This is a genomic window from Thiomicrorhabdus sp., assembly GCF_963662555.1.
Lineage (GTDB): Bacteria > Pseudomonadota > Gammaproteobacteria > Thiomicrospirales > Thiomicrospiraceae > Thiomicrorhabdus.
Genome location: NZ_OY759719.1, coordinates 201,565 through 227,441, shown reverse-complemented (window position 1 = coordinate 227,441; position 25,877 = coordinate 201,565). Strand labels below are relative to the sequence as shown.

Annotated in this window: 21 protein-coding genes; 8 read left to right on the top strand and 13 right to left on the bottom strand. The window is 38.7% G+C overall.

The features are described 5' to 3' along the window. Positions 1-21 precede the first annotated feature (21 nt). The 3 genes from glp (at position 22) to ACORJQ_RS00940 (ending at position 2,196) form a co-directional block, all read left to right on the top strand. On the top strand, positions 22-1,227 hold the full coding sequence (glp, locus tag ACORJQ_RS00950) for a molybdopterin molybdotransferase MoeA (protein WP_321325179.1): 1,206 nt from the start codon (positions 22-24) through the stop codon (positions 1,225-1,227). Positions 1,228-1,229: 2 nt separating this feature from the next. Beyond that, on the top strand, positions 1,230-1,715 hold the full coding sequence (gene moaC, locus ACORJQ_RS00945; RefSeq protein WP_321325178.1) for a cyclic pyranopterin monophosphate synthase MoaC: 486 nt from the start codon (positions 1,230-1,232) through the stop codon (positions 1,713-1,715). Between the two features lie 172 nt (positions 1,716-1,887). Beyond that, positions 1,888-2,196 (top strand): GIY-YIG nuclease family protein, encoded by a 309-nt coding sequence (locus tag ACORJQ_RS00940; RefSeq protein WP_321325176.1) that lies wholly within the window; start codon positions 1,888-1,890, stop codon positions 2,194-2,196. A 163-nt stretch (positions 2,197-2,359) separates the two neighbouring features. Here the strand turns inward: ACORJQ_RS00940 and ACORJQ_RS00935 are convergent, their stop codons facing one another. Beyond that, positions 2,360-4,144, bottom strand: a complete 1,785-nt coding sequence (locus tag ACORJQ_RS00935; RefSeq protein WP_321325175.1) for a DEAD/DEAH box helicase — start codon at positions 4,142-4,144, stop codon at positions 2,360-2,362. 502 nt (positions 4,145-4,646) lie between these two features. Continuing rightward, positions 4,647-5,090, bottom strand: coding sequence for a cyanase (gene cynS / locus ACORJQ_RS00930; RefSeq protein WP_321325173.1), 444 nt, complete (start codon positions 5,088-5,090; stop codon positions 4,647-4,649). A gap of 339 nt (positions 5,091-5,429) precedes the next feature. Between cynS and ACORJQ_RS00925 the strand changes: the two genes are divergently transcribed. The 3 genes from ACORJQ_RS00925 to ACORJQ_RS00915 all read left to right on the top strand — a co-directional run bounded on the left by ACORJQ_RS00925 (position 5,430) and on the right by ACORJQ_RS00915 (position 8,495). After that, a complete protein-coding gene (locus ACORJQ_RS00925) occupies positions 5,430-5,972 on the top strand; it encodes an OsmC family protein (RefSeq protein ID WP_321325171.1) in 543 nt (180 codons plus the stop codon). Between the two features lie 62 nt (positions 5,973-6,034). Further along, positions 6,035-7,120 carry an acyl-CoA dehydrogenase family protein gene (locus ACORJQ_RS00920; protein WP_321325170.1) on the top strand — a complete coding sequence of 362 codons (1,086 nt, stop codon included), beginning with the start codon at positions 6,035-6,037 and terminating at the stop codon, positions 7,118-7,120. A 10-nt stretch (positions 7,121-7,130) separates the two neighbouring features. Next, on the top strand, positions 7,131-8,495 hold the full coding sequence (locus ACORJQ_RS00915; RefSeq protein ID WP_420719566.1) for an FAD-dependent oxidoreductase: 1,365 nt from the start codon (positions 7,131-7,133) through the stop codon (positions 8,493-8,495). 137 nt (positions 8,496-8,632) lie between these two features. On the opposite strand, the gene ACORJQ_RS00910 is transcribed toward ACORJQ_RS00915, so the two are convergent. Beyond that, positions 8,633-10,405: a sigma-54-dependent Fis family transcriptional regulator gene (locus tag ACORJQ_RS00910; protein ID WP_321325168.1), complete on the bottom strand. Its 1,773-nt coding sequence runs from the start codon at positions 10,403-10,405 to the stop codon at positions 8,633-8,635. A 44-nt stretch (positions 10,406-10,449) separates the two neighbouring features. On the opposite strand from ACORJQ_RS00910, the gene ACORJQ_RS00905 reads away from it, so the two are divergent. After that, the gene (locus tag ACORJQ_RS00905; protein ID WP_420719565.1) at positions 10,450-10,665 is read left to right on the top strand and encodes a Rho-binding antiterminator; all 216 of its coding nucleotides are present in this window, start codon (positions 10,450-10,452) and stop codon (positions 10,663-10,665) included. Positions 10,666-10,733: 68 nt separating this feature from the next. Here ACORJQ_RS00905 and ACORJQ_RS00900 read toward each other — a convergent pair whose 3' ends face one another. The 10 genes from ACORJQ_RS00900 to ACORJQ_RS00855 all read right to left on the bottom strand — a co-directional run bounded on the left by ACORJQ_RS00900 (position 10,734) and on the right by ACORJQ_RS00855 (position 23,398). After that, the gene (locus ACORJQ_RS00900; protein WP_321325167.1) at positions 10,734-11,966 is read right to left on the bottom strand and encodes a hypothetical protein; all 1,233 of its coding nucleotides are present in this window, start codon (positions 11,964-11,966) and stop codon (positions 10,734-10,736) included. A 313-nt stretch (positions 11,967-12,279) separates the two neighbouring features. Continuing rightward, the gene (locus ACORJQ_RS00895) at positions 12,280-13,110 is read right to left on the bottom strand and encodes an ABC transporter permease (RefSeq protein WP_321325165.1); all 831 of its coding nucleotides are present in this window, start codon (positions 13,108-13,110) and stop codon (positions 12,280-12,282) included. Next, positions 13,107-14,360, bottom strand: a complete 1,254-nt coding sequence (locus tag ACORJQ_RS00890; RefSeq protein ID WP_321325163.1) for an ABC transporter substrate-binding protein — start codon at positions 14,358-14,360, stop codon at positions 13,107-13,109. The genes ACORJQ_RS00895 and ACORJQ_RS00890 overlap by 4 nt, the downstream gene beginning before the upstream one ends. A gap of 50 nt (positions 14,361-14,410) precedes the next feature. Continuing rightward, entirely contained in the window at positions 14,411-15,196 is a 786-nt protein-coding gene (locus ACORJQ_RS00885; protein WP_321325161.1) for an ABC transporter ATP-binding protein, read from the bottom strand. Positions 15,197-15,415: 219 nt separating this feature from the next. Beyond that, a complete protein-coding gene (locus ACORJQ_RS00880) occupies positions 15,416-17,551 on the bottom strand; it encodes a sensor domain-containing protein (RefSeq protein ID WP_321325159.1) in 2,136 nt (711 codons plus the stop codon). Positions 17,552-17,640: 89 nt separating this feature from the next. After that, positions 17,641-19,764 carry an EAL domain-containing protein gene (locus tag ACORJQ_RS00875; RefSeq protein ID WP_321325157.1) on the bottom strand — a complete coding sequence of 708 codons (2,124 nt, stop codon included), beginning with the start codon at positions 19,762-19,764 and terminating at the stop codon, positions 17,641-17,643. A 111-nt stretch (positions 19,765-19,875) separates the two neighbouring features. Next, positions 19,876-21,249, bottom strand: coding sequence for a TRAP transporter large permease (locus tag ACORJQ_RS00870; RefSeq protein WP_321325156.1), 1,374 nt, complete (start codon positions 21,247-21,249; stop codon positions 19,876-19,878). Further along, positions 21,249-21,833 carry a TRAP transporter small permease subunit gene (locus ACORJQ_RS00865; RefSeq protein WP_321325154.1) on the bottom strand — a complete coding sequence of 195 codons (585 nt, stop codon included), beginning with the start codon at positions 21,831-21,833 and terminating at the stop codon, positions 21,249-21,251. The genes ACORJQ_RS00870 and ACORJQ_RS00865 overlap by 1 nt, the downstream gene beginning before the upstream one ends. Before the next feature lie 316 nt (positions 21,834-22,149). Next, positions 22,150-22,836 carry a hypothetical protein gene (locus ACORJQ_RS00860; protein ID WP_321325152.1) on the bottom strand — a complete coding sequence of 229 codons (687 nt, stop codon included), beginning with the start codon at positions 22,834-22,836 and terminating at the stop codon, positions 22,150-22,152. Between the two features lie 157 nt (positions 22,837-22,993). Next, entirely contained in the window at positions 22,994-23,398 is a 405-nt protein-coding gene (locus ACORJQ_RS00855) for a hypothetical protein (protein WP_321325151.1), read from the bottom strand. Between the two features lie 198 nt (positions 23,399-23,596). On the opposite strand from ACORJQ_RS00855, the gene ACORJQ_RS00850 reads away from it, so the two are divergent. After that, a complete protein-coding gene (locus ACORJQ_RS00850; RefSeq protein ID WP_321325149.1) occupies positions 23,597-25,876 on the top strand; it encodes a primosomal protein N' in 2,280 nt (759 codons plus the stop codon). Position 25,877 lies beyond the last annotated feature (1 nt).

Here is a 25,877-nt window from a genome sequence, read left to right as displayed (position 1 = left end):
ATATTCCTTTAGAGAAAATTCATGAAAACATTTGATGAAGCCTTGCACTATCTGCTTACCAAAGCGATACCAACAGAGCAAACTGAAACCATTTCTATTTTTGATGCGTTAGGTCGTGTTTTAGCTCAATCTATTGTCTCACCTGTTAATGTACCACCACATGACAACAGCATGATGGATGGTTATGCGATTCATGCGTTTGACTTAGAACACAATAATACCTTTGAAGTGAGTCAGCGTATTCCTGCGGGTACAACACCAAAGCCTTTACAAACAGGAACGGCAGCAAGAATTTTTACAGGTGCTCCTATTCCTGAAGGGGCCAATATGGTGATTATGCAAGAAGAGACTGAGCAGGTTAGTGAGTCTCAAATTCGCATAACAGCAAACAAAACTAAACCCAATCAAAATATACGAGTTGTTGGTGAAGACATTGCACAAAATGCCACGATTCTTAAACCAGGTCATAAATTACGACCACAAGATTTGGGTCTAATAACCTCAATTGGCTTTGCTGAAGTCACGGTTTATAAGCCGCTTACAATTGCTACCTTTACAACGGGTGATGAATTGCTTGAACCAGGGCAAGCCGCAGAGCCAGGTAAAATCTATAATGCTAACCGTTACGTGCTTAATGGTTTAGTGCCGCAACTTGGATTTAAACTAATTGATTTAGGGCGAGTCGAAGACACCGTTGATGCTACTGTAGAAGCGATGAAAAAAGCTGCAGAAGTAGCAGATGTTGTGATTACAACTGGCGGTGTGTCGGTAGGTGAAGAAGATCATATTAAACCTGCTATTGAAAAGCTAGGTAGCTTAGATATGTGGAAGGTGAAAATGAAACCTGGTAAACCAATCGCTTATGGTGATATTCAAGGTACCCCATTTATTGGTTTACCAGGTAATCCAGTTTCGGCGTTTGCCACCTTTAATTTGTTTGCACGTCCGTTTTTATTAAAAATGCAGGGTGCTAATATTCTTAAGGCCAAACCTATTTGGCTAGAGGCTGATTTTGATTGGTTAAAAGCCGGGTTTAGACGAGAGTTTGCTCGTGCAAGATTAGTGAATAAAAATCAGATTAGTGTTGTTGAGATCTATCCAAATCAAGGATCTGGCGTATTAACCTCAACCGTTTGGGCTGATGGTTTTGTCGTGATTCCCGAAGATACTCAAATACATAAAGGCGATAAAGTCGCGTTTTACCCTTTTAACCCAGTGGACGAATAAGCATGTCAGATAACGTATTAACGCACCTAGATGAAAAAGGCCAAGCACGCATGGTTGATGTAAGTGCAAAGGCACACACCGAACGATCTGCAACGGCAACCGCCACAATCTTTATGCAACCTGAAACCTTAAAAATGATTGTTGAAGGAAAGCATAAAAAAGGTGATGTGATGGCTACAGCTCGTATTGCCGGGATTATGGCGGCAAAACGTACACCTGATTTAATTCCAATGTGTCACCCGTTAATGATTACCTCGGTAAAAGTAGAATTAACACCAGATTTTGAAAAAAATTGTGTGGTGATTGAAGCGACTTGCAAAACCGTTGGGCAAACAGGTATTGAGATCGAAGCTTTAACATCGGCATCAACTGCCGCACTGACTTTATACGATATGTGTAAAGCGGTTGACCGAGGCATGGTCATTGATCAAGTGAAGCTGCTTGAGAAAATTGGCGGTAAGTCAGGGCATTGGACTAGAAACGGTTAATCAAGCCATGAGCTCGGACTTTGCGTTTCTAATTTCCAATTTCTACGTTACAAAGCTTCGCAATAGCCAGCTATATCAGCTATTGCGTGCACTGTGTCTTGAACTTGAAAATGATAAGCTGCAAATTCCTTCGTCCACGACTTAATTAAACGTTGCAGATGCTGATGTCTTTATGAATAATCAGGATGTTTTAAAGCGGGAAACTCCCTCTATAAACAACCAGGCCTGTCAAAACTGGTTTGTTTATCTATTACGTTGTGCCGATAATACTTTATATTGCGGGATAACCACTAATCTTATAAAACGCCTTCGCCAGCATAATGGTGAGATAGTCGGCGGAGCAAAATACACCAAAGTACGCCAACCCTGTGAGCTCGTATATTCAGAAAAGTCAGAAAGTCGCAGTGAAGCTTCTAAACGAGAATATGAGATTAAACAATTATCTAAAAAAGCTAAAGAGCAATTGATTAACAACAAGTAACCCTCTTTAATCTATATGCTCAGAAAATATGGATAGCCACAGGGCAATACCAGGCCTGGTAAAAATCTTGATTTAAGAATTTGTAGACATTAAAAAACCCGCAATTGAGCGGGTTTTTTGTTTGATATCATAAAATACTAAGTTAAATATTTTAAGTTAAAGCTTAACTACGTTTTGGTGCACGACGTGGTTTACCTTTGTCTTTTCCTGGAGCAGGTTTATTACGTGAAAGGCGTTTGCGAGGCTCTGCACCAGCTGTACCAGATACTTCACGAATTTTAAGTTGCTGACCACATACCCAAGCTTTACTCAAATCTTCTTTAGCTGCTTTTGGCATATCAGAAGGTAAATCAACTGTGCTGTATGTGTCTTCAATGTTTAACTGGCGAATGAATTCGCTATCTAATCCAGCTTCGTTAGCAATACAGCCAACAATATTACCAGGACGAACACCGTGTTGAGTTCCAACTTCAATACGGAAACGAGTCATACCTTCATCCGGTGTAGCCGAACGCTCACGACGAGGTTTACGTTCACGACCGCCACGATCACCGCCGCGATCTGAACGACCACGACCACCACGATCGCTATCACCAGCATTGCGTTCTGCACGTGGTTCACGAATAGGCTTGTCAGACATAAAGAATGGAATATCGCCCTGCAATAAACGAGCTAAACCAGCAGCGATTTCTACTGCAGGAATATTCTTTTCAGATTCAATTTGTTCAATCATTTCTTGGTAGAAAGCGGTATCTTCTAATTGAGTCGCTTCAACAATACGTGATTTGAACTTCTCAACACGGCTATCGTTAATGTCTTGCGTTGACGGCAAGTGCATTTCTGGAATTTTGCTCTTCGTGGTACGCTCAATAGAGCTTAATAAACGACGTTCACGCGGGGTAACAAATAAAACGGCAGTACCTGTACGACCTGCACGACCAGTACGGCCAATACGGTGAACATAAGATTCGTTATCTTGCGGAATATCGTAGTTAAATACATGGCTAATACGTGGAACATCAAGCCCACGCGCAACCACGTCGGTCGCCACTAAGATATCTAACTTACCTTTTTTAAGTTGGTCAACAATACGCTCACGTTGGTTTTGGGCAATATCACCATTTAAAGCAGCTGCAGCATAACCACGTGCTTCTAAACGCTCTGCTAAATCAACCGTAGCGGTTTTAGTACGCACAAAGATAATTGAACCATCAATTTCTTCTTCGGCTTCTAAAATGCGGGTTAGCGCATCTAGTTTGTGACCGCCGCTTACTAACAAGTATTTTTGATCAATTGTGGTTGCAGTTGATGTTTTGTTCTTAATAATGACTTCAGTCGGATTATTAAGGTAATTGCTTGCAATACGGTGTACTTCTTTAGGCATGGTTGCCGAGAATAATGCAATTTGACGGCTTTCTGGTGTTTGTTGCAGAATCCATTCAACATCATCAATAAAGCCCATGCGAAGCATTTCGTCAGCTTCATCTAAAACAAGTAGTTTTAGAGTATCAAGTTTCAATGTTCCTTTACGGATATGGTCCATAACACGACCAGGTGTACCAACCACAACGTGGACACCACGGTTTAGGGCACGGATCTGAGTTCCGTAATCTGAACCACCATAGATTGGTAATACGTGAAAACCTTTCATATGGTGTGCAAAACCTTGGAATGCTTCAGCTACCTGAATCGCTAATTCGCGAGTTGGTGCTAATACTAAAATCTGAGGGTTTTTTTGTTTAATGTCCGCTTGCGATAAGGCTGGTAAAGCAAACGCGGCAGTTTTACCTGTACCGGTTTGTGCCATACCAAGGATATCGTTTCCTGTCATTAAAGCAGGGATAGCTTGTGCTTGAATTGGTGAAGGCGTTTCATAGCCAATATCGGTAATGGCTTTAAGTACGTCTGGAGATAAATTTAAGTCTTTGAATGTTACATCAACAGTCATCGGGGGTTCCTTTCTCTTTTTGAGAAGTGTGTGCCCGTGAATAAATCAGCGTTTTTTCGAGTCAATAGCAACTGAGCCAAATACAAATTAAATCAATTTGTTGGCTGGAGGTAAAACTATTAACGAAAGGTTTGAGTCGTTATTCTGGGGCAAATTGCTTTAGGGAAAATACCCTACTAGAGCACCTTTGCATCAGAATAATCAGATCGCTTGTACATACAAGCGTAGGCAAATGGCTCTTTGAAGCATGATTTAAATGGTTAACTCTAAATAATAGAGTAGTTGTAATCATTGCGAGTTCGCGGATTCTACTAAAAAGTAAGTGATAATGCAAATTTTTAGTGATATTAATTTTTTTGATGATGTTTTGAAGAGAGTATAGAAAGAAGGAGTTTATGGTTTTTGTCATTAAAGGAATCAAAACCCTGTAAGGAGAGAAACAGAGAAAAACGACACAGGGTTTTGATGTTAGGAGGGCTTTTAAGTTTTGCTAATTAGACAATTACCAAGACTTATAGGCTAAAAATTTACCATTCATAGTAACTTTAACGCGGTCACCTGCTGGGTTTTCTTCTTTATCAATATCCATAGTAAAGTCAATGGCACTCATAATTCCATCACCAAACTTTTCATTAATGATTTCTTTCATTGTTGGGCCATAAACTCCCACAATTTCATATAAACGATAAATAAGAGGATCTGTTGGTACGATTTGATCCCATGTTTTAGTTGGGAATGCTTTTAAAGCGGTCGCTACTTCACTGCTTAACCCTAAAAATTCTGCAACTTTTTCTGCAGGCTCTGGGTCTAAATGGTTCATGCCTAAACAAGCTGATGTTGTATAAACTTCGCTTAAGCCAGCGGCTGTTGCGATTTCAGCCCAGCCTACAGACTTTTCACTTTTAGCTAAGATAATTGCTTCGGTCATTTCTAATTTTGTCATCATTTTTATATTCTCCAAATTGTTTGTAATAAAAACAATGTCTATTATGCAATCTATGTGCCATTTTTATTAACATTTTGATTTATAAGGAAAAACTTTAATTTCTAGATTTTTTACAATTTAATATGTTTACAAATAATTACAAATTGTTATCAGTTTTAGGTAATTGTTTACAATTGATGACAATTGTTAATACCAAAGTGATTATATACATTACATGTTTATCTTAACTAATTGATATTAAAAGATTTATAATTTTTTGGCATCTTTAAAGCTATGAAGAGGATAACTTTCGAGCAAACGAAAATTATTAATTAACTATTTAATCTTTAGGAGATTTACATGACTGATACATTACACATTCCATCTTGCTTACGTCCAATTGATATGGAAGGACTTGGAAAACTAGGAGATGCAGGTAAGGCTGCACCAGATACGATTAAAACACTTAAAAGTAAAACTGTTTTAGAAGGTCAGTTTAAGAATTATAACTACATTCGTGATTTAGAGCCTGTTGTTGTTGATGAGCCACCTGTTTTATTAGGTGAAGATACTGCTCCAAACCCATCAGAGATGGCGTTACTTTCATTAGGTTCATGTTTATCAGTAGGTGTACAAGCTAATGCTTCAAATCGTGGAATTCCACTCACTAAGTTAGAAGTTGAGCTTGAAGGTGATATTAATATCACAGCCGTTTGGGGTACAGGTGATTTAGATCCAAACAAAAAGTTAGGGGTTACTGAAGTAAGAGCAATGTTCACAATTGAATCTCCAGGTACACCAAAAGAAGTTTTAGAAGAGTTAGTTGCTCATGCTATGAAGTGGTCGCCAGTGGCTAACACCTATTTAAATGCTGTAACTATGTCAGGAAAATTGGTTAGCTAATTTTTCCAGGCCTGGTCAATCTAAAATTACCAGGCCTGGTAATTTATAAGGAGTAAAAACTCATGATTAATCAAATTGTTAAAAATGATTTAAAACCGCTAACACTAGCAATTGACCACGGTACCTATACAACCGAAGTGCTTGAAAAATTAGGTAAAGCGGGTGCATTTCGTCATCACATACCATCTCAAAATAATGGCAAACTAAATTTATTTGGCACCATTGCTGATATGGCTGTGGTATCAGAAGAATGTATGTCTACTGGATTTATGATGTGGGCTCAAACGGTTTGTGCTTGGTATATTGAAAACTCAGACAATGAATACCTAAAAACTGAAATTTTACCAAAAATGGTTGATGGTGATTTATTTGGTGCAACGTCACTTTCAAACCCAATGAAACATTTTGCAGGTATTGAAGAATTAAAACTGACTGCAGAAGAAACAGAAGATGGTTACATCATCAACGGCACTTTACCGTGGGTTTCAAATTTATTAGAGGGTTCAAGTAAGCATTTCTTTGGTTCTATTTTTCATGTATTAGATAAAGAGGGCAAACCTGCTAGAGATGCAATGGCATTAATTCCATGTAACCTGGAAGGTTTGACTATGAAACAGCTGGTTGAATTTGTTGGTATGGAAGGAACAGGGACTTATGCTCTTATTTTTGATAACGCATTTTTGCCAAAGAAATACCTATTGTCAGACCCTGTAAAACCATTGTTACAAAAAATGAAAGCTGGTTTTATTTTATTGCAGACAGGTATGGCTGCTGGTGTGATTCAAGGTGCGATTAATGATATGAAAAAATCAAACCTAACGCTTTCAGAGATTAATGAATACCTTGATGACTCTCCAGAAGAGATGCAAGAAGAGCTTGATGATGCATTAGAGTTTATTCAAGAGCTTTGCGAAGAACCTTACACCGTGGGTGAAGAGTACATTAAGTCTGTTTTAGAGGCACGTCTATTAGGTGCTGAAATTTGCAAACGTGCAGCAGATTCAGTTATGCAACACGCAGGTGCTAAAGGTTATATTGTTGATGCAGTAGCACATCGTAAACAACGTGAAGCCTATTTTGTGATTATTGTTACCCCTTCAATTAAGCATTTAAGAAAAGAAATTGCCCGTATTGAAGAAGCGGCTTAGGAGAAAAAAGATGAGCATGCCATTTCAAAAGTATATTTGTAAAACTTGCGGTTTGATTTACGACGAGGAGCTGGGTGATGAAGATTCAGGCCTGGCACCAGGAACACGTTTTGAAGATATTCCTGATGATTGGTATTGCCCGCTTTGTTTAGTCAGTAAATCTGATTTTGTTTTAATCGATACAACCAAAAAAGTAGCCTCAGATGACCAACCAAAACGTAAGGTCAGCAATAAAGCTGATATTCTTATTATTGGTTCTGGTTACGCTGGTTGGCAAGCGGCTGAAGCGATTCGTAAAGAAAACGCTGATGCGGTGATTACCTTATTAACAGCAGATGATGGAACGGTTTATCCAAAGCCTGCATTGTCTATGGCCTTGAGTCAAAGTCGTAAGCCAGAAGATTTGCCAGAAGCCACGGCTAATCAAAAAGCGGCAGAACTTGATTTAGGTGTTAAAGTCAGAACCAAAGTGATGTCTATTAACAATAAGCGTAAAAAAGTCATGACCACAACGGGTAGTTTTAGCTATGACAAGTTAGTCTTAGCAACCGGTGCTAAAGCCTTAGTACCAAAAGTTGATGGAGATGCAAGCCATGAGATGGTAACCATCAATGACCTAGCAGCATACAAAAAGTTTTATAAAACCTTACAAGGGATTAAAAAAGTTACTTTGGTTGGCGGTGGTTTAATCGCTACTGAATTAGCTGAGGACTTAAGATCATTTGGCGTTGATGTTGATATGATTATTCGCGGTTCTCATTTGATGAGTCAAATTATGCCCGAAGCTATTTCAAGCAATCTTGAAGCAAAATTGCATGACCGTGGCGTTAATTTGATTTTTAACTCTGAATTAAAAGAGATGAATAAAACCGAAACAGGTTATGAGTTAAAAACGGATCAAGGTGAAACCTATGAAACGGATTTAGTGTTAGCTGCAATTGGTTTGTCGCCAAATATAGAACTGGCCAAAAAAGCCAAATTAGAAACTAATTTAGGTATTTGTATTAATGAACACTGCCAAACTAGTGATCCTGATGTTTTTGCCATTGGTGATTGTGCTGAGTTAGATGGGGTTGTTCAAGCTTATTTAGAGCCAATTAGACGCCAAGTTAAAGCATTAGCCTCACATCTATATGGTGATTCAACAGCAAGTTTTAACTCTTTACCAACTTTAATTAAAACCAAAACACCTAGTTTATCTATTATGTTAAGTCCGCCATTGCATGCAACGCATGGTCATTGGGAAATGAATATGGATGAAGGTGAAAATCAACGTTTACTTTATACTGTAGATGGTGAAGTATCAGGTTTTGCGTTGAGTGGTGAATTTGTTACCTCTGCCAATAAGATGTATCAAGAACTGTATTCGGCTTAAAAACCCGTTTAGATCTGCATAAAAAAGGCTCTATATATTAGAGCCTTTTTTATGTCTGCTACTTTTATCGGTAATGCTTAAATCGTTTTAATTAACTAGGCTTAAAATTAAAATATAGGTATATTTATCGGCTTTATTTAGCTTTCAATCCCTAATTTTTTTAAGCGATAGCTAAATTGACGGGGTGTCATATTCAAAAGCATGGCGGCTCTGGTTTTATTGCCACGAGCCATTTCTAAGGCTTGTTGTAAACGTTCTGTTTCATTTTCAGAAACACGCCAATAGGTGCGTTTTTCTTCTTCAGGATTGCTGACAGTATCGACAAATTCTAAAGGTGGATAAGACTCAATTTTGGCTGTTGTTTGTTCTACAGGTGCAGGACTTCTAGCCACCGTTGTGCTTTGCTGCCAATTATCGGCATATGCTGTTGGCTGAACAGGTACCTGCGCTGGCTCGGGAGGGGGTTTAGGTGTGCCTCCACGAATAATGCCACTTTCTTCAGAAATAATCCGATTAACTAAGCTAGCAGAAATAAGACGATTATTATCAGCAAGTAGAACCGCACGCTTAACTACGTTCTCTAGTTGACGAATATTACCTGGCCAATCATAGCGTTCTAAAAATGCCATAGCCTCAGGGTCAAAAATAGCACTAGTTGAATACTCTTGGTTAGCGTGGTTTAGAAAGTGTCTTGCAAGCAATCTTACATCACCTTCTCGCTCTCGTAATGCGGGTAATTCAATAGGGAAAACGTTTAAACGATAGAATAAATCGAGTCTGAAAGCACCATTATTTACTGCTTCGTGTAGATCTTTATGGGATGCAACGATGATTCTAATATCAATTGGAATCGGTTTGGTTGCCCCAATTCTAGTTATCGTGCGGTCTTCTAGTACCCGTAATAGTTTAGACTGTAAGCCTAAGTCCATGTCACCGATTTCATCTAAAAATAAAGTGCCATGATTCGCTAATTCCATCTTTCCAAGTTTGGTTTGTACCGCACCTGTAAAAGCCCCTTTTTCGTGGCCAAAGAGTTCCGATTCTAATAGTTCTTCAGGAATAGCTGCACAGTTAATGGCGATAAATGGCCCGTCTTGACGGTGAGAAGCAAGATGAAGCATACGTGAGAACCGCTCTTTTCCTGTTCCAGATTCACCTTGCAACATAACGGTAACAGAGGTATTGGTAGCTCGGCTTACTTTATTTAAAGCGGACATTAATGCAGGGCTTTCGCCAATAATGCCGTATTGACTTCCTTGGCCAAGGGCCAGAGAACGAAGTTGTTCGTTCTCTTCTTTAAGAATTTGCGTTTGCTTTTCAATCATGGCGTGAACAGATAGAATTTCACTTACAAAGAGTGCAATTAATTTAAGTAGGCCAAGATCTTTATCTAATGAGCGCCGAGGATTAGCCATTCTGTTAACGGCAAGTACACCAATAACCACGCTGTTTCTGGTAATTGGAGTGGCAATAAAAGAAACTTTTCCGGGGGGTAATATGTCGCGATCTACCGTTCTAAATAGATAATCATCTTCTTTGTCTATATCTGAGACGATAGTAGGCGTTCCTGTGTACATCACTTTTCCGGAGATCCCTTCACTCATAGCAAAGCGACTACGTGTGATTTCTTCTGGGGTTAGGCCATAAGAGTAGGCTGCATGAAGATAGCCAGTATCGCCATCTTGCAATAAAATACGACCTCTATTCAAACCCATTTGTCTTGAAATAAGGCTAAGAATGGTGCGAATCGCCTTTTCAGGATTGTAGGCGTTTTCAATCTGTTCAGCCGCTTCTTTGATAACGATATATTCTAAATGACTGGCAATATCTAAATGTTCAACTTCTTTCACTGAGTTACCTGTATTTACAGTCTTGTATGGTTTTTGATTAAAAGGGTAAGATGGCTTCATAGTATCACTTTGTTATATCAACCTAAAGATAGAAAGGGCAGAATATGGGGATTTCTTGTTCGATTTATGACCAATTAGAAATTGCATCGATGCATCAACAATTAGTACGTTTAAAGTTTAATGCTCAAAATAATGAGTCATTTTCAGTGGAGGGTGTAATTGATAATTTATTTACAAAAAAATCTAAAGAATATGTCTCAATTAAAGATGGTAAAACATATTGTTTAGATCAACTGATAAGTATTGAGCTCATCAATTAGTCTTGGTTGCTTGTCTTACACGCCACCCCAGGGTAGCGTGTAAGTAACATTTTATAAAACGCTAGGTTTTAGAATTTGACGCTAGTCCAAACCCATAGTTTTGATGTGTCTAAAGCAAGAGCTCCTGGAGCAGAACTGTCACCAGAGTAGCTTGCGTATTTAACACCGACTAAATAGTTCTTACCGAATTTTTTAGCGGCTAATAAATCAATCTCAGAACCGTAGGAATCACTGTTTTTATCTGACTTGAAGTCATGGTAAGCAGCACCTAATTTAATACCAGAAATTTTTGTTCCAAGTGTTGCATAAGTATCAACTAGACCTTTTACAGGTGTTGTTAAAAACTTATCAGCCCAACCGTTGTATAGGTGTAAAGTAGCAAGCGGAGTTTGGAAAGATGATACGCCATCACCACCTAATTTTTCTTGAGCAACAACAGCAGTGATACCACTGAATTTGCCACCAAGTTTAACGTGGTAATAGTCTCCACCAACCGTGCTTGCAGAGTCTGCATATTCTGTTTGGTCAGCATATTCGGCAAAATAGGTTAAATCCACACCTTCAGAAACAGATGCTGAACCTTTAATTCTGGCACCTAATGTTTTGCTATCAGCCGTGCTGTTTAATTTATCAATAAAATAACCATAACCTGTTACTACGGCACCTGGAATAACTTTGATGTCAGCTTTTACAGCGTGCGTTGACATTGGAATTTGTAATCCAAGAGGATTGTCTTGCTCTGCAATGTAAGCATAGTCAATTGAAACGGCATCAAATTCTTTGATTTTTGCACTGAAACCATTGTAAACCTGTTCAGTTTGGCGCCAACCAACGTTACCTAAATAACGGTTGTCTAGAATAATGCGTTGTTTACCTAACTTAAGATTAGATTTTGAAAAGCTGTAATCTATCCAGGCTTGGTTTAAGCGAGTAATGGCAGGGTCTAAAACGACACCTTTTGATACGGTTGGGTTAGCGTCAGGTCCAAGTGGTACTTTATAATCATCTCTACTACCAATAGATTCTGTACCAGACATTTCAACAAATGCACTGAACCCTTTGAAGTCACCTGTTTTATACCCTAAACGAGTACGTTCAGTTAAGGCTGTTCCTGATGGGGCACCATCCACATCAACGGTTTCATAACGAATGTTAATATCTGCATTGACCTTACCACCCGTTAGAGCTTCAGTGAAACTGTCAGCAGCTGAGGCCATATTTGGTAAAAACATACAGCTAGATAAAGCTAATGCAAGCGGAGTTAGAGCAGGTTGGTTTTTTAAAGACATTTTTCTTGTCATGATAATTCCTTAATTTTAATTTTTGATGAGAGTGTTTTCTTTATGAATAAAACGTTTCTCATTAGTCTTTGAGTTATTCCAACGCCGTTGTTGTTTTGTTCTGTTTGGCCATCTCTTTAAAAAATAAGCGAGTAGGCGGTTAAATTTAGGGTGTAAGTAACCCTATTCATTCTTTGGAGAGAATTAAATATTAGTGAGCTTTGTACGAGTCATAGACGAATGAATTCGTGCAAAGGTCTCTATTAGTTAGTGTTTTATGGTGTAAGAAAAGCCTAATGAAGAATTATCATTAGGCTAGATTTAAAAATCAGAATTACTCTACGCGCCATGAATAACGTTTGATTAGCATGACGGCAATCGCATCAAGCAGGTAACCAATGACACCGATAACAACTACGATAGCGGCTAGAGAGTCATAAGATAACGTATCTCGAGCATCGTTGATTGCGTAACCTAAACCAGAGGTAACACCTAGGTATTCCGCTGGAACAAGTACCACCCATGCCACACCGATTGCTAAACGAATACCGGCAAAAACATCTTGTGCAATCGCAGGCATAATAACTCGGCGAAGCATTTGGAAACCATCGGCACCGAGGTTTTTAGCAACGCTAAACCAGTTTGGATCAATACGCTGTACGCCGTGAGCCGTACCAAAAATAATAGGCCAAACGGTTGCCATAATTAATAAAAAGATAATGGCATTGTCCCAGGTTTCAAAAGCTAAAACTGCGATTGGCATCCATGCTAAAGGGCTAATCATTCGTAAGAATTGAAAAGGCATGTTAGCAATTTGGCGAACGGTAACAAAATAACCGACCAATACACCTACTGGTACACCGATTACAATCCCCCAGAAGAGACCGATAATAATTCGGTAAAGACTCGAGTAAATGGTTTCCCAGATAGAGCCTGTTTCAATTAAATAGTACAAGGCTGAAAAAGCTGGGCCTGGGGCAAAGTCAGCAAATGCTTCTGTATCAGGGTTTGATTGAATTAAGATTCCACCAATCCACCAAAGTAATAAAAGTATTGCCATACCTAATGCGGCATTTGAAAAGTTTTGCACCCCTGGTGGTAGTTTTCTAAAGCCAGAATAAAGTTGGCTAAAAGAAAAAGTTGGTTTTACTGCTAGAGTGCTCATAGTACAAATACCTCCTCTCGATTGGTTTTATCTTCAGGGTTTACGCCAGGTACTCTGTCCCAAACATCGTATTTATCCATCGCATTTTTAACGTAGTCATAATTCACTAAATCTTTAACCACAAAGTCTGTGTCTAAGTTATTTAAGAATGTTTTATCACCTGCGACTAACGTTTCTTTAAGTTCATCAATAATAAACTTAGTGGCAGTAGGATAAGGATATGGGTTAAAGTCAATACGACCAATTTTCCAATCTTCATGCTTAATCGCATCTGGTTCTTCGTAGTGTTTTGGGTCATAGTCCGTCATGGCTTTTAATACCACTTTCGCTTTCATTGGTAAGTATCTTTTACCTTCGCGAGATAGCATGTGTGCAACTTCTTCTTTGTTCTCTTGAGCGTATAAAGCACCACGTACTACAGCGTTCATTACTTTTTGTGACCATACTTTTTTCTTGTCAACGTGCTCGTCGTGCATACAAATTACGCAACAAGGATGGTTTTTCCAAATATCACCTGTAAAACGAAGCATTTTGGCACCAGCTAATAATTCACCAGCCGCGTTGAATGGCTCTGCAACGATAAATGCATCAATCTTTTTAGCCGCTAATGCAGGTGGCATATCTGGTGGTGGCATGATTTGTAAGTTAACTTGGTTGGGTTTAAGAGGATCAGTTTGATCTTGAATAACTGGCTCTAATCCGGCGTTTTTAAGTGCCATCTGTAATACAACGTTGTGCATTGAATACCAATAAGGAACGGCAATCTGTTTTCCACCAAGCTCTTCAAACTTTTCAACACCTGTATGTTTACCAACAACAAGACCAGAACCATTAGTGTGAGCCCAGCCTGTAATTTTGACAGGGAACTTATTGTTGTATCGCATCCAAACTGGAATTGGCTTTAAGAAATGCACCAAGTTGAATTTTTTAGCTGCAAAACCTTCAATTAATGGCGACCAGCCACGAATAAGTGTTGGCTTTTCTACTTTTAAACCTTCGTCTTCAAAAAAGCCCATTGCGTGTGCTACTAATAAAGCACTGGCATCAGTAATTGGTAAGTAACCAATACGTACCACTTCATCATCAGGCATTTCCATATTGGCAAGCGCATCAAGAGGTAAGCTCATCGCTGCAGTTAATCCACCAGCGGTAGCTAAGCTATCAAGAATGAACTCTCTACGACCTTTAGCAGGGTTAAATTTATAGTCTACTTTTGCAGATTCTTCTGAAATATCACAAAGTTGGCACATGGTAAATCTCCTTAAAAACAAAAAATTGGGTAATTAAATAGGGTATTAAATTAAGAGGCTTGCTCTTTAAGTTCGAGTTGCTTGGCCTGGTCGATTTTTTCAAACTCTTCAAATAACTGCTCTTTCAAAGCAATAAATTCTGGGGCGTTACGGTCGCGAGGGTAATCAACAGGTACGTCCAATGAACCCACAATACGGCCAGGGTTGTGATTCATAATCACAACTTTATCAGCCATGGCCACAGCCTCTTCAATATCGTGGGTAACAAGTACCATCGTAATACCTTGGTCATGACAGATTTGTGCAACTTCTGTTTGTAAAGCAGAGCGGGTAAATGCATCAAGTGCAGAAAATGGTTCATCTAAGAGTAGTACTTCTGGCTCGGCAGCTAATGAGCGTGCTAAAGCAACACGTTGTTGCTGTCCGCCTGAAAGTTGTTGTACATTTTTGTCTTTGTGCTCAGAAAGGCCAACCATATCGAGTAGGTTTTCAACACGATCTTCATTGCCTTTGTAAGTTCCAGCAAAAACAAGTGATAAAGCAGCGTTTTCTCTAACTGTCATCCATGGGTATAACGATGGTTTTTGGAACATCATGTTCCACTTTGCATTTGGCTTAAGTACGGTATGAGCGTTAATACGCACAGCACCTTCTGAAGGCATAAGAAGGCCTGCCATCATCTGTAGCAAGGTAGATTTACCGCAGCCACTTCGACCAATTAAGGCGGTTAATTGGCCTTTAGGTATGGTTAAATTGATATCGTCAAGTGTTGGCGATGTTTGTTTTTTATTGTAGTAATGTGTTAGATCTGAGATCCAAATGTTTGAAGCTGACATAAATAAAATCCTGATTAGTTTTATTATTTAATCGATATAACGCATTTATATGGCCAATTTTTAATTATTCATTAAAATCAATATGTTATACAGATAACTTAATATAGCTTAACTTTTATGTGTATTTATATGTCTTAATTTGTTAACAATTTGCATCAATGTTGTGCAATAGGTTCAGAATTGTCAGAAAAAGGCAGATGGAAGAGAGCGAGAAAAGGATTATTTTTTGATAGACGTGAGAAACTTAGTTTCAAATTCTGTTGCTGTGCATGGCTTAGAGTAGAAATATCCTTGTATCAGGATATCTTTGTTAAGAGTGTGTATAAAATCGGCTTGGCTTTGAGTTTCTACACCTTCAGCAACGATATTTAGGTTCTTGGTTTGAGCAAGGCGGACAATTGAATCAATAATGGCAATATCATCTTCACTTTCAGGTATGCGTTGAATAAAGCTTTGATCAATTTTTAATTCACGAATTGGTAGTTTTTGTAAATAACTTAAAGATGAATAACCCGTACCAAAATCATCAATTGATACATCAAATCCTAGGCTCACTAAGTGCTTAATTTTTTGTAAAGCCAAGTCTATATTACGGATTAAGACACCTTCGGTAAGTTCTAAAGTGATATTTTTAGGGTTAACTTGAGTGAATTTTACGAGTCCAATAACCAGTTCTACAAAACTATGTTCGTGAAATTGAATAGGACTTATATTAATAGATATCCGCATTTTAGGGTGTGTTTTGTTCCATGCTTTTGCTTGCAAAAAAGCCTTGTTCATTACCCAAAGACCTATCTTAATAATTTGACGGCCTTCCTCAGCAATTGGGATGAATTGATTTGGAGGTACCAAACCTAAGTGTGGATGAAACCATCTCAATAAGGTTTCTGCACCAATGGTTTGGCCCTGCGAATTAACTTGTGCCTGATAATAAAGTTCAAATTCATCATCTAACTCTGAATGGTTTAAAGCTTGCAGCATCTCTAAACGCTGTTTGGCAATATCTCTTAACTTTTCTTCAAATAAGTAGACCTGATTACCGCCTAAATTTTTGGCCTCATGCATAGCTAAGTTACTGTAGCCCATAATGACATCAGTGTTTGTGCCATGTAGAGAGTTGTTAAATAGATAGGCTCCAATACTAGAAGAGATCTTTAGAGAATGATTGGCTATCTGATAGCGATCATCAAGGGCCTGTCTTATGTTATGAGCAAAATTAAGAAGTTGAGTTTTGGCCTCTATCTCATCTTGACTTGTTTCTTTAATAAACACGGCAAACTCATCACCGTCTAACCTAACAACGAGTTCGTTATCGGAAACGAGAGCCTGTAATTTTTTGGAGACAGAAATGAGTAACTTATCCCCTATACCGTGACCTAAGGTATCGTTTATCATTTTGAAGTTATCTAAGTCGATAAGAATAACACCAGAATGATGACAGGCATTGTTTTGATTTCTAAGCACAGAATCAAGACTATTGTTAAGCAAGTTACGATTTGCCAGGCCTGTTAAATTGTCGTAATACGCTAAACGTTCTATTTTACTTTGTGCTTCATAAATGTCAGTTATATCCTGCAATACACCAATAAAGTGCTCGATATTACGATTGCTATCGGTCAGCATTGATAGGCTTAGAATGGAAATATACTGAGTGTTTTCTGAAGGGGTCAACTTGACTTCACCGCTCCAACAACCTTCCTCTAAAAGGGCTTGCATAACGGAGTCAAAAGGAATCTTAAATATAACTTGTTTTTTTAACCATTCTATATAGGTCATATTGGCAAGCTTGTCAGAGCTTAAACCCGTGTAAGCAGAAAAAGCGTAATTTGGCTGGATAATAAAACCATGCGGATCAGTAATGAATTGTCCGGCATAACTTGCCTCTATAAGTTTTAGTTGGGCTTGTGCTTGAATCTGTAAGGATTGATCTTGAAATAGCACCAAGAGGCTTTGGGTTTTATTTTGACTAGATTGTATTTTATGGACGGTGATGACAACAGGAATTAAAGGTTTATTTTTTTGTTTGCTTTTTTTATGGGTTTTTATCCATAAAAGCGGACTTGTATCACTATTGGGTTTTAGTCTATTTTTAAGTAGCCATTCTTTAAGGTCAAACACGGTTTGATGACGTTTTTGGCTATATATTTCAATATGATCAAATAGGCTGTCTGAATCTGGCTGCTGGGTAAAGTATTGTTGAGCTTCTTGGTTGAACAATAAAGGTTTTAGCGTTATTGATAGTAGCAGCAAACCATCATGAAAACTGTCAGCTATATGCTGCTTTTCTATATCATGTGCTTTATTGAGTTTGCCGATAAAATGGCTAACATAAGCATTTGGTTGATTTGCAGGCATAAGTCAGAAGCGTAGATTATGTAAGTAAGTTACAGACATAATACACAAAAAAATAAAAAGGTCGAGTATTGAGAATGCGAAATTTGATTTTATCGTTCACTTAGGAACGATTCTTCAAATTCTTTTGAAGGACAAGGAGTACTGTAGAGATAACCTTGAATAAGAATATTATTGGGTTGAGCTTTCAAAAAATCAAGCTGTTCTTGAGTTTCAACGCCTTCAGCAACAATCCAAAGATTTTTACTTTGAGCAAGTCTTACAATGGATTCAATTATAGCAACATCTTCTTTGCTCTCAGGCACTCGAGAAATAAAGCTTTTATCAATTTTTAATTCATTAATTGGAAGTTTTTGAAAATAACTCAACGATGAATAACCCGTGCCAAAGTCATCGATGGAAATTTTGAAGCCCAGTTGTACTAAACGTTTTATTTTTTTAACGGCACTTTCGGTGTCTGAAATTAATACCCCTTCGGTTAATTCCAAGGTGAGGTTTTGAGGTTTGACTTTTGTTTCTTCAAGTATAGAAAGTACGTTTTCAATGAAGTCTGCTTCATGAAATTGAATCGGGCTAATATTAATTGAGAGATTAAAGTTAGCGTGTTTTTGACTCCATTTTTTAGCCTGAACAAAGGCTTGATGCATAATCCAAGCACCCAGTTTTAAAATTTGACGGCTCTCTTCAGCAATCTTAATAAATTTATAAGGAGAGATATAACCATGTTCAGGATGGTTCCATCTCGCTAGGGCTTCAGCACCATGTAAGGTGTTATGGCAATCTATTTGAGCCTGATAGTAGAGCTCAATCTCATTTCTTTTATGAGCAAGCAGTAGGTCGTTTTCAAGTTGTCGGCGACTCTTAGCCTCTTCTGAAAGAGCCGATTCATACAAGAAAATTTTATGTTTCATCTTAACTTCTTTTGCTTTACTTACAGCTAAGTCTGCCTTTATCAATAGAGATTCAGCTGAATCACTCTCGCTACCAGGAAATAAGACTATGCCAATCCTGGCTGAGCTGTGTAAAGTAAGTTCATCCACTAAAAAATGGTGGTTTAAAGCGTGAAAAATCTTTTGTGATAATTTTTGGGCGTTGCGAGTAGTTTGCTCAGGGCTTTCATCTCGATCTTGAGTGACAATAATAAATTCATCACCTCCTACACGAGCTATTTGGTCTTCTTCTCTTAATACTCGTTTTAATACAAAAGAGACTTTGCGTAAAAAACGGTCACCAGTTTTTCGTCCAAAGGCATCGTTAATGCTTTTAAAACGGTCCATATTGACCGCTATAAGAGCACTATAGGTTTTATGGCGACGGTGGGTTTTAATTGCAGTGTTGACATATTCAATAGCCAATTTACGATTCGCCAGGCCTGTTAATGCATCATAAAACGCTAGGTGTTCAATTTTTTGATGAGCTTCTTTGATGTCGGTTATGTTTTGTAGTGTGACAATGTAATGTTCAACATTAGAGTCTTTGTCAGCAATCATTGAAATACTAAGAACCGCATAAAAGGTATCAATTGCGTTGGGATGTATTTCAACTTCACCACTCCAAAATCGTTGAACCAGTAATGTTTTTAAAAAACTGCTGTTGTTTTCATTAAATACAACTTGTTTTTCTAACCAATCCATTAGAGTCATTTGCTGTAAACAGGCCGGAGTTAGGCTCGTCATCGCAAGAAAACTGTCATTGGCTTTAATAATAAAGCCCTTTTCGTTTGAGATGAATTGTGCATTAAAACTGTTAAACGCGGCTTGCATTAATCGTTTTTGTTCATCTGCTAGGCTATGAATACTGCGGTCATATATGGCTAAAAGTATATTTTTAACTTTGCCTTTTTTATTCAGCAACGCCTTAGCACTGAGTAGTAGCGGCTTCACTTTAAGAGTTTCAGGCTCGGTATACCAAACTAAGGTTTCGGTCGCTTCAGAAGAGGGGTTATCTTTAACACAGTTTAACCAGGAGTCTAATTTGAAAACTAGGGTGGCTTTTTTATTTTTGAAAAATGACAGTCGATCTTTTGCAGGATGATATTTGGAATTAATCGACAGTAATTTCTTAGCTTGATTGTTGATATTTTTAATTGATAGGCTTGGTTTGAACACAATGATGCCGTCGTGAAGTGCTTCAAAAATTTCACGTTTATTTTCTTGCTCTTCTTTTAACCGTTGTACCGTTTTTTCAAGCTGAAGAAGTTGTTGGTTGGCACTCATTAGAAGTTTTTTGGCCTAGTTGTGTTAAAAAATAGTGGTTGATTCTAGCTTATGTAGAAGTGGCTTAAAAGCCCCAATAGTGCGTATAGGAGCTTTTTATACACTTAGATTTTATGCGGTATATACCAATTTTGGAAGCCAAGTGACAATTTCAGGCCAAATGGCAAGCACAACCAGCATACTCAACTGTATGAGAATAAATGGAATTGTGCCTTTATAAATATCCGTGGTTTTCAATTCAGGCGGAGCAACGCCACGTAAATAAAATAGAGCAAAACCAAATGGAGGTGTTAAAAAAGCAGTTTGTAAATTTATAGCAATCATAATACCTAACCAAATTGGATCAACACCCATCATTAATAAAATAGGGGCAACAACCGGCACTACCACATAGGTAATTTCAATAAAGTCTAAAAAGAACCCTAGAATAAACATTAGGATCATAACAATCAACATGGCAGTAAAAACTCCGCCAGGTAAATCGGTGAGTAGATTGGTAATCAGGTCGTCACCACCAAGACCTCGGAAAACTAGCGAGAAAAAAGCCGCCCCAATAAAAATTAAAAATATCATGCTAGTGACTTGTAACGTATTTTGCATAACAATTTTTAAGGTACTGAGTTTGAGTTTTTGGTTTAAAAAAGCCAGAATTAATGCACCTAAAGCACCTAGTGAAGCGGCTTCAGTTGGGGTGGCAAACCCACCTAATATTGAACCTAATACTAATAAAATTAAGATTAATGGCGGCAATAAACTTTGAATAACACGTTTTACCAGGCCTGGTGCAACGGGTTCGCCAGCGTGGCTGGGTATTAGTTCTGGGTTTTTAATGGCTTTAAATAAAATAAAGCCCATATAGGCAACAACCAACAGTAAACCAGGTAGTAAAGCACCTACAAATAAATCACCTACCGATAAGGTTTCAGGCGAAAAAATCCCTTGGTTTAGCTGTGCTTGTTGGTAAGACGAGGATAAAACATCACCCAGTAAAATCAGTACGATTGATGGAGGGATGATTTGTCCTAAAGTTCCCGATGCACAAATAGTACCGCTTGCAATTTTAGGGCAGTAACCTTGTTTCAACATGGTGGGGAGAGCGAGTAATCCCATGGTCACCACAGTTGCTCCAACAATCCCGGTACTGGCGGCAAGTAACGCACCTACAATAATTACGGCAATGCCTAAGCCTCCTTTAATGCCTCGCATAACTTCTTCCATAGTTTGGAGTAGCGATTCGGCAATTTTAGATTGCTCTAACATAATGCCCATAAAGACAAACAGCGGCACGGCAATAAGGTTGGCGTTGTTCATAATGCCAAAGATTCGGTTAGGAATACTCTGTAAAAAAGACATATCAAATACACCAAATAGATTGGCAACCAAAGCGAACATAAGAGATACGCCTGCAAGCGTAAAGGCCACAGGGAAACCTACCAATAAAGCAATAAAGACCAACGCAAATAAAACGAGAGCTAACCATTCCATTATAGTTTGCCCTCCGTTTCTGGATTATGATCTGAATCAGACGGGATTGTTGGAGCGGGGTGCGTTGCATCACCTGCAAATAAGGTGATTGCCGATTGAATCAAAATAGATAGGCTTTGTAAGATTACCAGGCCTGCCATAATAATAATTAAGGTTTTTAGCATGTATAGATACGCTAAGCCGCCAGCTTCACCTGAGCCTTCATGGATCTGCCAACTGGTTAAAACGTAGTCCCATCCAGACCAAATAATAAATGACATAACAGGCAAAGCTAATAAAAGCGTGCCTAAAAAATTTACCCAGGCTTTTTTTCGTTCATCAAATAAGCTATAAAACACATCCACCCTTACATGTTTATCTTGCTCGTAAGTGTACGCAATTCCCAACATAAACAAAATGGCGTGGTTGTACATAATGCTTTCTTGCATGGCAATTGAACCGCTATTAAAACCGTAGCGAAGCACCACCACCAAAGCAGAAATTAATACTAGTGATAAGGTTCCCCAGGCGACTATTTGCCCAAAGCCTTTTTGAAACTGGTTTTGCTTAATAACTAAATACGTAAGTTTTTCAGATAACAACATAATGATAAACGTCTAAAAATTAGAAAATAATGTTAAGAAACCTTAGTAAGAGGGCTAAGGGCTCTAAGTATTCTACCGTTTTTGCTTATTTAACGGGAGCTAATGTTTTAACTCGTTAGAGGTGTAAAAATCTAATAGGGTTTTATGGTGGGTTTTAGCCGTAGAGAGGAGGGCTGCAGAGCTATTAAAATTAAAGTGGTTGTTGAATTTAGCCTATGCACTTTAAATTAAGTAGAGTTGATAAAGTGTATAGGCTAAATGGAGTTGATATATTTAAGACATACTGCAATGGCATTGCCTTGAAACGCGTTAAAGCTTACCGTTCTTTTTTAGTATGTTTTGAACGGTCACCACGTTCATTTAGTAATCGAGAAGATGGTTTACTTCTATTATCAGCAATTTGGTGATTTCTTTTTGCCTGTTGCGCAGTAGCAACTAACCCGCGATTAGGTTGTGAATGTGAGCTGGGTTGCGGTTTTTTATTCATCACGGGACGAGGCTTTTCATAACGTTTAACAGGCATTTTGTTGTAAGGATTATCTTGCCTGTTTCGATTGCTTTGGTATGGCTGTTTAGAACGTTTATCATTATAGCTATTATGAACACGCCTATTATCATAACGATTATCATGCGATCTTTTTTCTAGGCCTGGTACTCTCGAATAGACGGGTTTGTGGTACATTTTATTATCTCTACCGTCTTTATGATATGCATTATACGGTGAGCGGATGGTCGGCCTAACATGAGCTACTTTCGGCTTAACTTTATGAACGACCACCGTTTTTGGTTGGTAATAAGAGTTAGAGTAAGGTCTAACATATCCCGCTGGATAACCATATCTTTCGTAGTAAGCAATGTTAGAACTAATCAATAGGCGATCATTATATGGGTAAGCACTGTGATGAGACTTTACAACGGTTTGTTGAACACAACCAGATAAACCGCCCACTAAAGCGATACTTAACCCGATAAATCCAACTTTAAAAAACGTTAATGTTTTCATGACGACTCCTTGCTACTCACCTTGCCAATATTTATTTACTGCACAAGGCTTTGGCTGCTTGCAACTGCGGTTAGTTGTTTAAGAGATAACAAGCCTGTTCGATGACTTTGACCAGGCCTGGTAAATTTTTAAATCTGTTTGTTGAGGTTTTTGCACATCATTCTAAGAACCATACAGAATCATAAATAATCCGTGTACGAACGTTCATAATGGCAATATCATCACCAATTCGAATACGGATATAGTCACGTGGCAATGGACTTAAACGTCTTTCTAATTCGTAAGGCAATCTTGTGTAGTGAACGTTTCTAGGCAAGGCGTGATGATGTTTGAAGCTACGAACATGACGAGGTCTATGTCCAGGTTTGCGGTACATATCTCTGTAGTTATAAAGGTAGTAGCCTTTGATTCTGGCACGGTCATTACTGCTAAAGTACAAGCTTACATGGGTGTTTGGTGAGACTTGTTGGTGGCTACTCACCCTCACCGACTGTGATGTGACACAGCCAGAAGCCAATAAAACAGAGCTACTTAATAAAACAACAATTGATTTTTTTAACATGTTGATTTCTCCTAGTTGTTTCAATTTTTCTTACTTAGTTTCTAGTCTAAAACAACAAAATGCAAGAAATGTGAAAGTTTATGAAAACACTTGTTTCATGAGATCGTGTAACCGGATTGTTTACCCAATTAATCTGCATTAACGGTAGAATAGTTGCATTATTCATCATCACCAAAATACTAAAAATAGAGAGTTCATTTGTCTACGCCGCAAATTGCCAAGGTTGCCGTACCAGGCCCATTTTTATTTCCATTAGATTACTTGTTGCAAGCCGACCTGCTTTCAGATCAACAATCGCAAGCCGTGGTTGGTGGCCGGGTTTGGGTGCCATTTAGAAATAAAAAAGTACTGGGTTTGGTGATGGCATTGAGCGATTCTGCGGATTATGAAATGAGTAAAATCAAATCAATTAGCAGTGTGATTGATAGCACGCCAATTCTTCAAAAATCCCAGCTCGATTTACTTAATTGGGCAAGTCACTATTATCATGAGCCGATTGGTGAAGTCGTGATGGCCGCCTTGCCTAAACGTTTGCGAGCGGGTGAAGATGCTCAAATCAATGGTATGCAATATTGGCAGTTATCGACTGAAGGTCAAAGCAAAACCCTAGACGATATTTCTAAACGTGCCTTGCGTCAGCGTGCGGTATTTAGTGTGTTTTTAGACAAGCAGCTTAAGTCAGAATCGGATTTAAATGCCGAACTAGATAACTGGCGTAGCACGGTGAAGAAGTTTACAGAAAATGGCTGGCTACAATCGACCTATGGTCCCTGTTTAAGGGAGACTGCTTATCCCGCCGCACCTAATCACACTTTAAATGATGCTCAACAAGCCGCAGTCGATGCGGTGACGGGTAAAGCGATTAATACCTCAGAATTTAAAGCCTATTTATTAGAAGGAATAACGGGTAGCGGTAAAACGGAAGTCTATTTGGGAATGATTCAAGCCATGCTTGAACAAGGCAAACAAGTACTGGTTTTAGTACCAGAGATAGGCCTTACTCCACAAATGGTGCAACGTTTTGAAGCCTTTTTACAAACGCGTGTAGCCGCTTTGCACTCAGGCTTAAATGATTCTGAACGCCATTGTGCTTGGCACTTAATTCGCACTGGTCAAATTAATGTTTTGTTAGGTACTCGCTCTGCTATTTTTACCCCGTTTAAAAATTTGGGGCTGTGCATTATTGATGAGGAGCATGATCTTTCCTATAAACAGCAAGAAGGTTTTAGGTATTCAGCCAGAGATATGATTGTGCAACGGGCGTATCGTGAAAAAGTGCCGGTGGTATTAGGCTCGGCTACTCCAAGTTTAGAAACTTTATATAACGCCAAATCAGGCCGTTACCAACACCTACATTTAAAACAGCGAGCGGGGGTGGCAAAGTTGCCATCGCTGAAATTGTTAGATATTCGTGGTGAAAAAGTTCAAGAAGGTGTCTCTCGTCCTTTAAAAACCGCTATGACTAAACATTTGGAAAAACAAGGTCAGGTATTGCTGTTTTTAAATCGCCGTGGTTTTGCCCCTGTTTTAATGTGTCATGATTGCGGTTGGCAAGCTACCTGCCCAAGTTGTGATGCTAATATGACATTTCACCGCATAAACGACCCCAAACAACCGGATGCCGATTTAGGTTATTTGCAATGCCATCATTGTGATGAACAGTTGGCTAAGCCCACTTGTTGTCCAAGTTGTCAAAGTGAAGATTTTGTTAAGGTCGGCCAAGGTACGGAACGCGTAGAAGAGACTATCCAAGAATGGTTTCCTGATAAACGTATATTGCGAGTAGATAGAGATACGACTCGTTTAAAAGGCTCTATGGCTGAACTTACAGGTAAAGCACAGCGAGGTGAGGCTGATATTTTAATTGGCACGCAAATGCTTGCAAAAGGGCATGATTTTCCTAATGTAACGTTGGTGGGTTTATTGGATATTGACCAAGGCTTATTTAGTGCAGACTACCGTGCATCAGAACGTATGGCTCAGTTAGTTTTACAGGTTTCTGGACGAGCAGGTCGTGCAGAAAAGCCTGGTGAAGTGTTAATTCAAACGCATCATCCAGACCACCCATTACTCACCACATTAGTAAAGAATGGCTATACTGCATTTGCAAATAAAGCGTTAGAAGAACGCCAAAAAGCCAAGTTACCACCCTATAAGTATCAAATATTAATTCGTGCTGAAGCAACCAATCCTAATGATGGTATGGCGTTTTTACATTCGCTTAAATCAGGGTTAGAGAACTATTGGCAACAATGGTTGGCTACTAAGATGGTAAATGGGCAAATTGATTTTTGGGGGCCTGTCTCCGCCCCCATGTTACGCAGACAAGGGCGATACCGTTATCAATTGATGTTGCAATCCTCAAATCGAACTGACCTACATAAATTATTGGCAGAAATGCATCCGCATATTTACAACAGCCCGTTAACCCGTAAAGTGCGATGGAGCATTGATGTTGACCCGCAAGAGATGTATTAAG

Excerpts from the sequence above, each read along its gene's own strand:
- ACORJQ_RS00940 (WP_321325176.1), top strand. The coding sequence starts at position 1,888 with ATGAATAATCAGGATGTTTTAAAGCGGGAAACTCCCTCTATAAACAAC.
- ACORJQ_RS00855 (WP_321325151.1), bottom strand. The coding sequence starts at position 23,398 with ATGTTAAAAAAATCAATTGTTGTTTTATTAAGTAGCTCTGTTTTATTG.
- glp (WP_321325179.1), top strand. The coding sequence starts at position 22 with ATGAAAACATTTGATGAAGCCTTGCACTATCTGCTTACCAAAGCGATA.
- ACORJQ_RS00910 (WP_321325168.1), bottom strand. The coding sequence starts at position 10,405 with ATGAAGCCATCTTACCCTTTTAATCAAAAACCATACAAGACTGTAAAT.
- ACORJQ_RS00900 (WP_321325167.1), bottom strand. The coding sequence starts at position 11,966 with ATGACAAGAAAAATGTCTTTAAAAAACCAACCTGCTCTAACTCCGCTT.
- ACORJQ_RS00895 (WP_321325165.1), bottom strand. The coding sequence starts at position 13,110 with ATGAGCACTCTAGCAGTAAAACCAACTTTTTCTTTTAGCCAACTTTAT.
- ACORJQ_RS00865 (WP_321325154.1), bottom strand. The coding sequence starts at position 21,833 with ATGTTGTTATCTGAAAAACTTACGTATTTAGTTATTAAGCAAAACCAG.
- moaC (WP_321325178.1), top strand. The coding sequence starts at position 1,230 with ATGTCAGATAACGTATTAACGCACCTAGATGAAAAAGGCCAAGCACGC.
- ACORJQ_RS00915 (WP_420719566.1), top strand. The coding sequence starts at position 7,131 with ATGAGCATGCCATTTCAAAAGTATATTTGTAAAACTTGCGGTTTGATT.
- ACORJQ_RS00890 (WP_321325163.1), bottom strand. The coding sequence starts at position 14,360 with ATGTGCCAACTTTGTGATATTTCAGAAGAATCTGCAAAAGTAGACTAT.
- ACORJQ_RS00860 (WP_321325152.1), bottom strand. The coding sequence starts at position 22,836 with ATGAAAACATTAACGTTTTTTAAAGTTGGATTTATCGGGTTAAGTATC.
- ACORJQ_RS00870 (WP_321325156.1), bottom strand. The coding sequence starts at position 21,249 with ATGGAATGGTTAGCTCTCGTTTTATTTGCGTTGGTCTTTATTGCTTTA.
- ACORJQ_RS00925 (WP_321325171.1), top strand. The coding sequence starts at position 5,430 with ATGACTGATACATTACACATTCCATCTTGCTTACGTCCAATTGATATG.
- cynS (WP_321325173.1), bottom strand. The coding sequence starts at position 5,090 with ATGATGACAAAATTAGAAATGACCGAAGCAATTATCTTAGCTAAAAGT.
- ACORJQ_RS00920 (WP_321325170.1), top strand. The coding sequence starts at position 6,035 with ATGATTAATCAAATTGTTAAAAATGATTTAAAACCGCTAACACTAGCA.
- ACORJQ_RS00880 (WP_321325159.1), bottom strand. The coding sequence starts at position 17,551 with ATGCCTGCAAATCAACCAAATGCTTATGTTAGCCATTTTATCGGCAAA.
- ACORJQ_RS00905 (WP_420719565.1), top strand. The coding sequence starts at position 10,450 with ATGGGGATTTCTTGTTCGATTTATGACCAATTAGAAATTGCATCGATG.
- ACORJQ_RS00935 (WP_321325175.1), bottom strand. The coding sequence starts at position 4,144 with ATGACTGTTGATGTAACATTCAAAGACTTAAATTTATCTCCAGACGTA.
- ACORJQ_RS00885 (WP_321325161.1), bottom strand. The coding sequence starts at position 15,196 with ATGTCAGCTTCAAACATTTGGATCTCAGATCTAACACATTACTACAAT.
- ACORJQ_RS00875 (WP_321325157.1), bottom strand. The coding sequence starts at position 19,764 with ATGAGTGCCAACCAACAACTTCTTCAGCTTGAAAAAACGGTACAACGG.